Raw genomic sequence first — 11,961 nt, 5'->3', positions numbered from 1 at the left:
CACCGCATTTGTCGCGCCCGAACCCCAGGCGTGCCGAACTCCGGACGTGCCGAACCCCACGCGTCCCGGCGATAGGCTGGCCGACCACCCACCATGACCTCGGGGGACAGCCATGGAACCGGCGACCGTGGGCATACGGCTGGCGTCCGGCGTGGCCGCACCGCTCATCAGGAAGCTCTTCGTGACGGAGGGGCCGGGCGCGGGCCTGCTCGACCGGCCCGTACGCATCTCGTCGCGCGTCTCCTTCAGGGGCGAACAGCGCACGCTGAGCGCGAAGGACCTGACCGGGCTCGCCACCGAACTGGTCGCGCGGGCGGTCGGGGAGGCCGCCGAACGCCCCGTGCCCGCCGACCAGGAACAGCCCGTCGCGCACGCCCTGGCCGACACCCTGCACGCCCTCGGCGACCTCACCATGACGGACGCGCAGGCCGTGGCGCTCGGTCACCCGGGCCTCGCCCTCCACCTGCGCCGCACCGCCGGGGACCCCGGCCGCCGGCTCGGTCTCGACGCGACGCTGCTCTACGAGCGGCTGCTCGACACGGCCTGTCTGCACATCCTGCACTTCTTCACCCAGCGCTCGACGTTCGTGGCCAGGACACTGGTCGAGCAGACCCGCCGGCAGGCCGAACTGATCGCGAAGGTCGACGAGCTGATCGCTCGCACGCCGAGGCCCGGCGGGGGCGACCCGGCGTTCGAGCGGCGCTTCCTCGCCTACACGGCGACGAAGCACAGCAAGCTGACCATCTACGGCATCGATCTGGTGGACTCCCCCGACCGCTGGCCGCTGGACGCCGCCTACCTCACCCTCCAGGCCCTGCGCCCCGCCACGGGCGACGAGGACGGCGAGGCGGCCGGCTCCCCCGTTCTCCCGTTGTCCGCCGAGGAGGCCCTGTCCGAACAGGACCTGGTGCTGCTGAAGGGCGTGGCCGGTTCGGGCAAGACGACGCTGGTGCAGTGGCTCGCGGTGACGGCGGCGCGGGGCGGGCGCGGCGACCGGATCCCCTTCGTCCTGCCGCTGCGCACCCTCGTACGCCGTCCCGGCGGGCTGCCCGCGCCCGCCGACTTCCTCGCCGCCGCCCGCGTGCCCTTCCACGGCGCGGCCCCGGACGGCTGGCCCGACCGGGTCCTGGCGGCGGGCCGCGCACTGCTGCTGGTCGACGGCGTCGACGAGGTACCGGAACCCGACCGCGAGCGCACCCGGCGCTGGCTGCGCGACCTGCTCGACGCCTACCCGGGCAACCAGTGGCTGGTCACCTCGCGCCCCTCCGCCGTGCGGGAGAACTGGCTCGCCGCGGACGGCTTCACGGAGCTGGCGCTCGCGCCGATGAGCCGCGACGACATCACGGCGTTCATCCGGCGCTGGCACACGGCGGCCCGCGTCGACGCGCCCGACACCGAGCGGCTGACCGCGTACGAGACCTCGCTGCTCGACGCCGTCGCCACCACCCCGGACCTCGGCCGCCTCGCCACCAACCCCCTGATGTGCGGTCTGATCTGCGCCCTGCACCGGGACCGGCGCGGCTATCTGCCGCACGGACGGCAGGAGTTGTACGACGCCGCGCTCTCCATGCTCCTCGCGCGCCGCGACCAGGAGCGGGACATGCTCCCGCACGACGGCGTCCGGCTCACCGAGCTGCCGCAGATCCAGCTCCTGCAACGGCTGGCCTACTGGCTGGTGCGCAACAACCGGCTGGAGATGGACCGTGAACGGGCCGAGCGCCTGATCGCGGACGCCCTGCCCGCCCTGCCCGCCGTCGCGAGCCAGGGCGACGCGCCCACGATCCACCGCCACCTCCTCGTACGCAGCGGACTGCTCCGCGAGCCCTCGCCCGGGACGGTCGAGTTCGTCCACCGCACCTTCCAGGACTACCTGGGCGCGAAGGCGGCGGTGGAGGACGGCGACTTCGGGCTCCTGGTCCGGAACGCCGCCGACCAGCAGTGGTCGGACGTGATCCGGATGGCCGTCGCCCACGCCCGGCCCCGCGAACGGGCGGACCTCCTCGTCCAGTTGCTGGCCGCCGCCGACCGGGCCGGACCGGCCGGCGGCACCCGCATCCGGCTCCTCGCGCTGGCCTGCCTCGAACACGCCACGGAACTCGACCCGCGGGTCAGGGCCGCCGTGGAGGAGCAGGCGGCCACGCTCATCCCGCCCCGCACCGCCGAGGAGGCCCGCGAGCTGGCCTCGGTGGGCCCGCTGGCCCTGGAACTCCTGCCGGGCCCCGGGGGTCTGTCGGAGGCGGAGGCCAGGGCGGTCGTCGTCACCGCGTCGCTCATCGGCACCGACGCGGCCGTCCCGGTCCTGGCCCGCTTCCGCACCCACCCGTCCCTGTCGGTCCGCTCGCAGCTCACCTGGGCCTGGCACCGCTTCGACGCCGAGCGGTACGCGGCGGACGTCATCGCCCACCTGCCGCAGGACGACCTGTACTTCACGGCGCACTCGGCGGAGCACCTGCGCGCCCTGCGTGCCCTCGGCGGCCGCCGCAACCTCCACCTCATCGGGGACATCGAACCGGCGGAACTGACGGCCGGCCCCGCGGCGGACACGACGCGTCTGCTCGTCGTCCGGGACAACGGCCGGCTGCGCGACCTGGCCGCCCTCGCACCCCTGCACCGGCTCCGGCGCCTGGCCATCAGCCGCAGCGTGCACGTCGACGACCTCACCCCGCTGGCCGGACTGCCGCTGGAACAGCTGTCGCTGGACTACATGCCGGGTCTGGAGAAACCGGACGCGCTGACACCGCTCTCGGCCTCGGCCACCTTGCGCGAACTCGACACCGGCGTACCGCTGCGGGCCGAATCCCTCGATGCCGCGCTCCCCCGCGTTCCCTTCACCTCGCTGCGTTTCAGCAAGAACGCCCTCCGGTTCACCGGACTGCGCGGCCTGCGGCAGCTGGACTCGTTGAAAAGGCTGACCCTGGGGACCCTCTTCGAACCACTCACGCCCGAGGACTACGAAGAGGTCGCGCGGCTTCCCGGACTCGAGGAACTGGGCGTCAAGTGGGCCACCCTCCCCTGGAGCGAAGGCCCCGTCCTGCCCGGCATCAGGCGGCTGCGGCTCAACAAGTTCACCGGAGCCGAAGACCTCTCGGCGGTTCCGGCCCTGTTTCCCGGGCTGCGCTCCGTCGTGTTCGTCCTCGCCCCGGAGGCGGCGGAGGTGCCCGTACACACCCGGCGGCTCTTCCCGGACATGCACACCGTCACGAAGACGTACACCGTTCTCTGAACTCCGTGTCCGCACGGGGCTGGCCCAACACCGGCCGACCGCCCTACAGTTACCGGCCGGTAATCTCATTGTCCCCCACTGGCCCCCCACGCCCGCGAGCATGCTCCACGACCCGTGTCCCGCAGCGCTCCGACGCGAGAGGAACCCCCCACCCATGACCGGAAGCAGCCTGCAGCGCCTCATCGGCGTGACCGTCGCCGCCACGGCCGCCACCGTGGCCCTGACGATCCCGGCCACCGCCGCCGCGACCCCGGCCGCGGCCACCACCGCGTCGGCCGCCACGACGGCCGCCGCCACGGCCGACGTCGACCACGACACCTGGCAGAGGGACTGCCGGGCCGTCATGGCGGAGGCCCTGCCCTACCTGAAGGAACGTATCGCCGGCGCGCCCGCGGGCGAGAAGCAGGCCATCGTCCTCGACATCGACAACACCGCACTGGAGACCGACTTCGGCTTCAGCTACCCCTCGCCGGCCAACGCGCCCGTCCTCGACGTGGCGCGGTACGCGCAGGACCACGGCGTCGCCCTGTTCTTCGTCACCGCCCGCCCGGACATCATCAGATCGGTGACGCAGTACAACCTGGAGCACGCCGGCTACCGGGTCTCCGGCCTGTACGTACGCACCTTCCTCGACCTCTTCCGGGACGTGGCCGAGTACAAGACGGCGCAGCGCGTGGCCGTCGAGGCCAAGGGCTACACGGTCATCGCGAACATCGGCAACAGCGCCACCGACCTGTCGGGCGGACACGCCGAGAAGACGTACAAGCTGCCGGACTACGACGGACAGCTGTCCTGACAGACAGACGGACAGACAGACAGACAGACGGATGAACGAACGGACGGACGGGGTGTCCCGGCGCCGGGGCACCCCGGCACGCCGATGGGGCCGGTGCCCGAAGGCACCGGCCCCATCAGCCGCTCGGTGAGCGGTCGTGCTCAGGCGGACCCGGGGGTCACGCCTCCTTGCTCAGGTTGGGACCGGCACCGCCGGCCGCCTGCTCGATCGGCGGGACGTCCGGCAGTGCGGACTTCTCCTCGCCGCGGAAGGTGAAGGTCTGGGTCTCACCCTCGCCCTCGGTGTCCACGACCACGATGTGACCGGGGCGCAGCTCACCGAAGAGGATCTTCTCCGACAGGGTGTCCTCGACCTCGCGCTGGATCGTGCGACGCAGCGGACGCGCGCCCAGCACCGGGTCGTACCCCTTCTTGGACAGCAGCTCCTTGGCGGACTGGGAGAGCTCGATGCCCATGTCCCGGTCCTTCAGGCGCTCGTCGACCTTGCCGATCATCAGGTCGACGATCGTGAGGATGTCCTCCTGCGTCAGCTGCGGGAAGACGACCACGTCGTCGACGCGGTTGAGGAACTCGGGCCGGAAGTGCTGCTTGAGCTCGTCCGAGACCTTGTTCTTCATGCGCTCGTAGTTGGTCTTCTTGTCGCCCGAGGCCGCGAAGCCCAGGTTGAAGCCCTTGGAGATGTCCCGGGTGCCGAGGTTGGTCGTCATGATGATGACCGTGTTCTTGAAGTCCACGACCCGGCCCTGGGAGTCGGTCAGGCGACCGTCCTCCAGGATCTGCAGCAGCGAGTTGAAGATGTCCGGGTGGGCCTTCTCGACCTCGTCGAAGAGGACGACGGAGAACGGCTTGCGGCGGACCTTCTCGGTCAGCTGCCCGCCCTCCTCGTAGCCCACGTAGCCGGGGGGCGAACCGAAGAGACGCGAGACCGTGTGCTTCTCGCTGAACTCCGACATGTCGAGGGAGATCAGCGCGTCCTCGTCACCGAAGAGGAACTCGGCGAGCGCCTTGGACAGCTCGGTCTTACCGACACCGGACGGGCCGGCGAAGATGAACGAACCACCGGGACGCTTCGGGTCCTTCAGACCGGCGCGCGTACGGCGGATCGCCTTCGACAGCGCCTTGACGGCGTCGACCTGGCCGATGACCCGCTTGTGGAGCTCGTCCTCCATGCGCAGCAGACGCGAGGACTCCTCCTCGGTCAGCTTGAAGACCGGGATGCCGGTGGCGGTCGCGAGGACCTCGGCGATCAGCTCGCCGTCGACCTCGGCGACGACGTCCATGTCGCCGGCCTTCCACTCCTTCTCGCGCTTGGCCTTGGCGGCCAGGAGCTGCTTCTCCTTGTCGCGCAGGGAAGCGGCCTTCTCGAAGTCCTGCGAGTCGATCGCGGACTCCTTGTCGCGGCGCACGCCGGCGATCTTCTCGTCGAACTCGCGCAGGTCCGGCGGCGCGGTCATCCGGCGGATGCGCATCCGGGAACCGGCCTCGTCGATCAGGTCGATCGCCTTGTCCGGGAGGAAGCGGTCCGAGATGTAGCGGTCGGCGAGCGTCGCCGCCTGCACCAGGGCCTCGTCCGTGATGGACACGCGGTGGTGCGCCTCGTAGCGGTCCCGCAGGCCCTTGAGGATCTCGATGGTGTGCGGCAGCGACGGCTCCGCGACCTGGATGGGCTGGAAGCGGCGCTCGAGCGCGGCGTCCTTCTCCAGGTGCTTGCGGTACTCGTCGAGCGTCGTGGCACCGATCGTCTGCAGCTCACCACGGGCCAGCATCGGCTTCAGGATGCTCGCCGCGTCGATGGCGCCCTCGGCGGCACCCGCACCGACCAGCGTGTGCAGCTCGTCGATGAACAGGATGATGTCGCCGCGGGTGCGGATCTCCTTGAGGACCTTCTTCAGGCGCTCCTCGAAGTCACCGCGGTAGCGGGAGCCGGCGACCAGCGCGCCGAGGTCCAGGGTGTAGAGGTGCTTGTCCTTGAGGGTCTCGGGCACCTCGCCCTTGACGATGGCCTGGGCGAGGCCCTCGACGACGGCGGTCTTGCCGACGCCGGGCTCACCGATCAGCACCGGGTTGTTCTTCGTACGGCGGGACAGCACCTGCATGACCCGCTCGATCTCCTTCTCGCGCCCGATGACCGGGTCGAGCTTGGACTCACGGGCGGCCTGGGTGAGGTTGCGGCCGAACTGGTCGAGGACCAGGGACGTCGAGGGCGTGCCCTCGGCAGGACCGCCACTGGCGCCGGCGGTCTCCTTGCCCTGGTAACCGGAGAGCAGCTGGATGACCTGCTGCCGCACCCGGTTGAGATCGGCGCCCAGCTTGACCAGGACCTGGGCGGCGACGCCCTCGCCCTCACGGATCAGGCCGAGCAGGATGTGCTCCGTGCCGATGTAGTTGTGGCCCAGCTGAAGGGCCTCGCGGAGCGACAGCTCCAGGACCTTCTTGGCACGGGGGGTGAAGGGGATGTGCCCGGACGGGGCCTGCTGCCCCTGCCCGATGATCTCCTCCACCTGCTGGCGGACCGCCTCGAGCGAAATCCCGAGGCTCTCCAGGGCCTTAGCGGCGACACCCTCACCCTCGTGGATCAGGCCCAGGAGGATGTGCTCGGTGCCGATGTAGTTGTGGTTGAGCATCCGGGCTTCTTCCTGAGCCAGGACGACAACCCGCCGCGCGCGGTCGGTGAACCTCTCGAACATCGTTAATCGCTCCTCAGAGCGGTCAGGCAGTAAGGGGACGCTCCCCTCCCTGTCCTTCCGCAGCTTAGTCCCGCAAGCGGGGACCGCTCATTCCATCTGCCGACACCGGACCGAGAACCAGCACTGCCTCCTGACCCCGAACGCCGACATCCGTTCCAACCCGATGGTGCTGGGCGATGTTCCCGCAGGCCAGGCAGATACCCTCACCATCAGTACGCCGATGGCGAACGTGAGACGCCCCGGCCGTGCGTGTCGCCCCTCCCACTAGGGATGTCTTACCCGTACGCACTGACACTCCATGCCGAGCACACCGGTTCCCTCCGCTACGGGCGAACACCCTTGCGTCGGCGGACCCCCGGGAACGCCCTCGCGGGCGCCACCCTTCGCACACGGAGGACCACCCAGCGTAACCCGGACGCCCCTTCGGCGGTTGGCCCTGCATGGTGCCCACGGTCCCTCCTCCCCGCCGTCCGTCCGGCGCGCGCCGCCCGGACGACCCGGTGCGGCACTGGTACGAGAACGAACTGGGCTGGACGACGGTGCCCGGTCCGCCGGTGCAACTGCCGACGGGGCTGAGGTTCGACGTCCTCGAGGTGCCGGCGGAGGCGGGCTTCGCGGCGCTGCGGCACCTGGGGCCGTACTCTCCGGTGGCCGTGCGGGCGGACCGGATGCGGCTGTTCGTCGCGGCGGGCAGCGCCGAGGAGCTGCCCGGGCTGCTGGACTGGCTGGAGTGGGGCTCCCTGCCGCTGGACCTGGTGGCGACCGGTTCGGGCGGACGCGTCGAGGCGCCGCTGCCGCCGGTCCCGGTCCGCGCGGGCCGCAGTGGGGCGGGAGGCCGGGGCGGAATGGGGAGCCGGGGCGGGGCAGGGGGCCGTGCGGATCCCGCCGCCGGCTCGCAGGGGGCCGCCGTGTGGCTGCGGCCCCCTGAGCCGGGCTGCGAGGTGGAGCCGTCGCTGCCGACGCTGTCGGGGCTGGGCGGGGGCGGTGGGGGCGCCCCCGATCTCGTACGGCTCGTGGAGACGGTGGCCACGGGGTGCCACCGCATCCGACTGCGGCGCTGCGCTCAGCCGTTGGCCTTCTCGTAGGCCTCACGGATGGACGCCGGGACGCGGCCACGGTCATTGACCTCGTAACCGTTCTCCTTCGCCCAGGCACGGATCTGCGCGGTGTCCTGGCTGCCGCCCGAAGCGGCGCGCGCCTTTCCACGCCCGCCCGAAGCGCGGCCTCCGGTACGACGACCGCCCTTGACGTAGGGGTCGAGAAGTCCACGGAGCTTGTCCGCATTGGCAGTCGTGAGGTCGATCTCGTACGTCTTGCCGTCCAACGCGAACGTCACGGTCTCGTCCGCCTCGCCGCCGTCGAGGTCATCGACAAGAAGGACCTGAACCTTCTGTGCCACCGGTTTTCCTTTCATCGATATCTTCAGGGCCGAGGGTCCACGGCGGCTGCCGCAGTTTCGTGTCCCCTGTTATATGCACTACTGCAGTACGTCGGAAAGCAAACCGCTTTTGATGGAAAAACACAAACCCCTGGGAGAGACCGATGGTCCCCGGGAAGACCGGAAACGTGCGCGTTTCGGACATAGGGACACCGGGCAGGGGCGGCAAGGCGTGGCGGACCGGTGCCGGAGGTATGTCCGGAGTATTACCCGCGGGCGATCACAGATGCAGAAGCATCCGGCTGTTGCCCAAGGTGTTCGGTTTCACTCGTTCGAGCCCCAGGAACTCGGCCACGCCCTCGTCATAGGAACGCAACAGCTCGGCGTGGACATCGGTGTCCACAGGCGTCTCACCGATCTCCACGAAACCGTGCTTCGCGAAGAAGTCCACTTCGAAGGTCAGGCAGAATACCCGGCGAACACCGAGCCACCGTGCGGTCTCCAGCAACTTCCCCAGCAGCCGGTGACCCACACCGGCGCCCTTCAGAGCGGGATCGACCGCGAGGGTGCGGACTTCCGCGAGGTCTTCCCACATGACGTGCAGAGCGCCGCAGCCCACGACCTCCGAACTCGCCCCGGTGCCGTGTTCCGCCACCCAGAACTCCTGGATGTCCTCGTAAAGCGTCACCGTCGCTTTGTCGAGCAGGATGCGACCGCGGACGTAGGAGTCGAGGAGGCGGCGAACCGCCGGGACATCGCTGGTCCTGGCCCGGCGGACGGTGAGGGCATTAGTGCTGACTTCGGGCTGCTCTGCTGGCATGTGGGGACGTTATCGCCCGGTCACGCCCTCCGCGGCGGCGGGGTTCTCGCGCGCCGTGTTCTCCTCGGGGGGCGTTTCCGGCCCTTGGACGATACGCACGGCATCACGCAGCGCTTCGCGCTGTTGTGGCGACATCATGCCGAAGAACGCGACGAGAGCGGCGGCCGGGTTGTCGCTCTGGGACCAGGCGTCGTTCATCAGTGCGGCCGAGTAGGCGGCACGTGTGGAGACCGCCTCATATCGATAGGCCCGGCCTTCCGCCTCACGGCGCACCCAGCCCTTCTGATGGAGATTGTCCAAAACGGTCATCACCGTGGTGTAGGCGATGGACCGCTCCTGCCGGAGGTCTTCCAGGACTTCTCGTACGGTCACCGGGCGGTTCCACTTCCACACCCTCGTCATGACCGAGTCTTCGAGTTCTCCCAATGGGCGAGGCACAGCTCAGAACAATAGGGGGAGATGTCTCCGATCGCGCGGCGGACGTGGCAGTGCGCGACAAACGGCAACAAAAAGGGCGTACGGCTCGAGAAAACGATGAGCCGTACGCCGTGCCGTGCTTGCTGTGCTGTGTTGCGCCGTGCTGTGTTGCGTCGCGTTGCGCCGTGCTGTGCCGTGGGCGGAACTCAGGCGTCGGTGTCGCGGGGGGTCTGCCGGGTGTGTTCGGCGTTCGCGAGGACCGCGTCGACCACCGCGTCCTCCTTGGCCTTGTTGGCGCCGCCCTGGGTCTTCACGATCGTCACGATCAGACCGATGAAGAACACGGCCATCACGACCGGGGGCACGAGCGCGGAGACGTAGTCCATGCCGTCCAGAGTAGCCACGGCGACGGGCTCCGTACGGCTCGGGGTCGCGAGTGTCCCCGGCGGCTTCCCGCGGGCCCGCTAGACGGCGGCCAGCCGTTGGGACGGGTTCGCCGGCGGGGTGGCCGGTCTGCGCCTCGGGAAGACCTCGCCCGGGGTCGGAACGGGGCGGTTCCTGTTCGGGGACCGCGGCCCCGGGCTGGAGGCCGGATCGGCAGCGGGCTCCTCCACCGGCTTCCCGCCGGGGTCCCCGGTGGTGGCCGTCGCCACCCCGGCCCACCGCGCCGCCCGCGCGGGCGGGGCCGCCGCCGCGAGGCCGCCGGGGAGCGCGGTCAGCCGCGTACGGGCGCGGGTGCGCGGGACGGAGACCGGGCGGTGGGCCGGGCGCCTGCGCACGTCCTGTTCCGCGGGCGTGCGGCAGCGGTCGAGGAGGGCGGCCGCGACGGGGTTGCCGCGCAGGGCGCGCAGCGCGTCCAGGTCGTCGGGGACCGGGTGGTAGCCGGCCCGGACGGCTTCCTCCAGGAGCGTCAGGAAACCGGCGGCCGTGCCCGGCAGGGCGGCGCGGTACCGGGCGAGGTCGGCCAGCAGGAAGGCGCGCAGCCGGGCGCCCTCGCGGGCCGCCTCATCGACGGTCTCCGCGAGGCGGAGGCAGTCCTGGACGTCCTGGGCCGAGGCGGGGGAGGGGTGCAGGGCGAGGGCGAGGGCGCGTCGGAGCACACGCAGCTCCTCCGCACCGAACGCCAGACCGCCGCGGGATCCGTAAGGCGTGGGCATGATCGCGACCATACGCGCTAATCAGACAAAATCCGCGGATCGCTGCCGTGCGGCGTGGCCACGCCCTCCGGGTGGCCGCGCGCCTCGGGCGGAGACGGCCGCCGGGCGGGACGACCCGCAGGCGGGGCCGCCGTCGAGCGGCGGCGGCCGTCGAGCGGAGGCGGCCGTAGTGCGGAGGCGGCCGTCAGGCGGGGCGGTCGTCGAGTCACGGCAGCCGTCAGGCGAAGACGGTCGTCGAGTCGCGGCGGCCGTCAGGCGAAGACGGTCGTCGAGTCGCGGCGGCCGTCAGGCGAAGACGGTCGTCGAGTCGCGGCGGCCGTCAGGCGAAGACGGTCGTCGAGTCGCGGCGGCCGTCAGGCGAAGGCGGCCGTCCCGGTGCGCAGGTCCGTCGAGTCGCGGCAGCCCTCGGGCGAAGGCCGTCGTCGAGTCACGGCAGCCGTCAGGCGGAGGCGGCCGTCCCGGGGCGCGGGTCCGTCGAGTCGCGGCAGCCCTCGGACGAAGCCGATCGTCGAGTCACGGCAGCCGTCAGGCGAAGGCGGCCGTCCCGGTGCGCAGGTCCGTCGAGTCGCGGCGGCCCTCGGGCGAAGACGATCGTCGAGTCACGGCAGCCGTCAGGCGGGGGCGGTCGTCCCCGGGGCGCGGGTCCGTCGCGGAGCCGCCGGTCGGGGCGGCTCCGCTCGGTTCCGTCAGGTGCGGGAGACGTTGCGCTCGTAGACGAGGCGCAGGCCGATGAGGGTGAGCCAGGGCTCGTGCTCGTCGATCACCGAGGCCTCGCCGAGCACCATCGGGGCCAGCCCGCCCGTCGCGATGACGGTGACGTCGTCCGGGTCCTCGGCGAGTTCCCGGGCCATGCGGTTGACGACGCCGTCGACCTGCCCCGCGAAGCCGTAGACGATGCCGGACTGCATGGCCTCGACGGTGTTCTTGCCGATGACCGTGCGCGGCCGGGCGATCTCGATCTTGCGGAGCTGGGCGCCCTTGACGCCCAGCGCCTCGACGGAGATCTCGATGCCGGGCGCGATGACGCCGCCGGCGTACTCCCCGCGCGCGGAGACCGCGTCGAAGGTCGTCGCCGTGCCGAAGTCGACGACGATGGCCGGTCCGCCGTAGAGCTCGACCGCCGCGACCGCGTTGATGATGCGGTCGGCGCCGACCTCCTTGGGGTTGTCCATCAGGATCGGGACGCCCGTCTTGATGCCCGGCTCGACGAGGACGGCGGGCACGTCGCCGTAGTAGCGGCGGGTCACCTCGCGCAGCTCGTGCAGGACCGAGGGCACGGTCGAGCAGATCGCGATGCCGTCGATGCCGTCGCCCAGCTCGTCCCCGAGGAGCGGGTGCATGCCCATCAGGCCCTGCAGGAGCACGGCCAGCTCGTCCGCGGTGCGGCGCGCGTCCGTGGAGATGCGCCAGTGCTCGACGATGTCCTCGCCGTCGAAGAGCCCGAGGACGGTGTGCGTGTTGCCGACGTCGATCGTGAGCAGCAT

10 protein-coding genes are annotated in these 11,961 nt (G+C 71.0%); 3 read left to right on the top strand and 7 right to left on the bottom strand.

Annotated features, from left to right (window positions below):
* Positions 1-112: 112 nt before the first annotated feature.
* Positions 113-3,223, top strand: a complete 3,111-nt coding sequence (locus QFZ75_RS21670) for an NACHT domain-containing NTPase (protein WP_307539308.1) — start codon at positions 113-115, stop codon at positions 3,221-3,223.
* 154 nt (positions 3,224-3,377) lie between these two features.
* Positions 3,378-4,019, top strand: coding sequence for an HAD family acid phosphatase (locus tag QFZ75_RS21665; protein ID WP_307539306.1), 642 nt, complete (start codon positions 3,378-3,380; stop codon positions 4,017-4,019).
* Between the two features lie 157 nt (positions 4,020-4,176).
* Here the strand turns inward: QFZ75_RS21665 and QFZ75_RS21660 are convergent, their stop codons facing one another.
* Positions 4,177-6,705: an ATP-dependent Clp protease ATP-binding subunit gene (locus QFZ75_RS21660; RefSeq protein WP_307539305.1), complete on the bottom strand. Its 2,529-nt coding sequence runs from the start codon at positions 6,703-6,705 to the stop codon at positions 4,177-4,179.
* Positions 6,706-7,145: 440 nt separating this feature from the next.
* Here QFZ75_RS21660 and QFZ75_RS21655 point away from each other — a divergent pair, with 440 nt between their 5' ends.
* Positions 7,146-7,790, top strand: a complete 645-nt coding sequence (locus QFZ75_RS21655; protein WP_307539304.1) for an SCO3374 family protein — start codon at positions 7,146-7,148, stop codon at positions 7,788-7,790.
* On the opposite strand, the gene QFZ75_RS21650 is transcribed toward QFZ75_RS21655, so the two are convergent.
* The 6 genes from QFZ75_RS21650 to QFZ75_RS21625 all read right to left on the bottom strand — a co-directional run bounded on the left by QFZ75_RS21650 (position 7,769) and on the right by QFZ75_RS21625 (position 11,961).
* Entirely contained in the window at positions 7,769-8,104 is a 336-nt protein-coding gene (locus QFZ75_RS21650) for an Lsr2 family protein (RefSeq protein WP_149512141.1), read from the bottom strand. The genes QFZ75_RS21655 and QFZ75_RS21650 overlap by 22 nt on opposite strands.
* Before the next feature lie 259 nt (positions 8,105-8,363).
* Complete coding sequence (locus QFZ75_RS21645; RefSeq protein ID WP_307539301.1) at positions 8,364-8,903, bottom strand: amino-acid N-acetyltransferase; 540 nt, start codon at positions 8,901-8,903, stop codon at positions 8,364-8,366.
* 9 nt (positions 8,904-8,912) lie between these two features.
* Complete coding sequence (locus QFZ75_RS21640; RefSeq protein WP_373465914.1) at positions 8,913-9,329, bottom strand: BlaI/MecI/CopY family transcriptional regulator; 417 nt, start codon at positions 9,327-9,329, stop codon at positions 8,913-8,915.
* A gap of 197 nt (positions 9,330-9,526) precedes the next feature.
* Positions 9,527-9,706 (bottom strand): hypothetical protein, encoded by a 180-nt coding sequence (locus tag QFZ75_RS21635; protein WP_307544669.1) that lies wholly within the window; start codon positions 9,704-9,706, stop codon positions 9,527-9,529.
* Between the two features lie 78 nt (positions 9,707-9,784).
* Entirely contained in the window at positions 9,785-10,477 is a 693-nt protein-coding gene (locus QFZ75_RS21630; protein WP_307539296.1) for a hypothetical protein, read from the bottom strand.
* A gap of 686 nt (positions 10,478-11,163) precedes the next feature.
* Complete coding sequence (locus QFZ75_RS21625; RefSeq protein WP_307539294.1) at positions 11,164-11,961, bottom strand: type III pantothenate kinase; 798 nt, start codon at positions 11,959-11,961, stop codon at positions 11,164-11,166.

This window comes from Streptomyces sp. V3I8 (assembly GCF_030817535.1).
Taxonomy (GTDB): Bacteria; Actinomycetota; Actinomycetes; order Streptomycetales; family Streptomycetaceae; genus Streptomyces.
This window is presented reverse-complemented; position numbering and strand designations above follow the sequence as displayed.

Coding starts and splice junctions, on each gene's coding strand:
- QFZ75_RS21665 (WP_307539306.1), top strand. CDS start 3,378: ATGACCGGAAGCAGCCTGCAGCGCCTCATCGGCGTGACCGTCGCCGCC.
- QFZ75_RS21645 (WP_307539301.1), bottom strand. CDS start 8,903: ATGCCAGCAGAGCAGCCCGAAGTCAGCACTAATGCCCTCACCGTCCGC.
- QFZ75_RS21660 (WP_307539305.1), bottom strand. CDS start 6,705: ATGTTCGAGAGGTTCACCGACCGCGCGCGGCGGGTTGTCGTCCTGGCT.
- QFZ75_RS21635 (WP_307544669.1), bottom strand. CDS start 9,706: ATGGACTACGTCTCCGCGCTCGTGCCCCCGGTCGTGATGGCCGTGTTC.
- QFZ75_RS21670 (WP_307539308.1), top strand. CDS start 113: ATGGAACCGGCGACCGTGGGCATACGGCTGGCGTCCGGCGTGGCCGCA.
- QFZ75_RS21630 (WP_307539296.1), bottom strand. CDS start 10,477: ATGCCCACGCCTTACGGATCCCGCGGCGGTCTGGCGTTCGGTGCGGAG.
- QFZ75_RS21655 (WP_307539304.1), top strand. CDS start 7,146: ATGGTGCCCACGGTCCCTCCTCCCCGCCGTCCGTCCGGCGCGCGCCGC.
- QFZ75_RS21625 (WP_307539294.1), bottom strand. CDS start 11,961: ATGCTGCTCACGATCGACGTCGGCAACACGCACACCGTCCTCGGGCTC.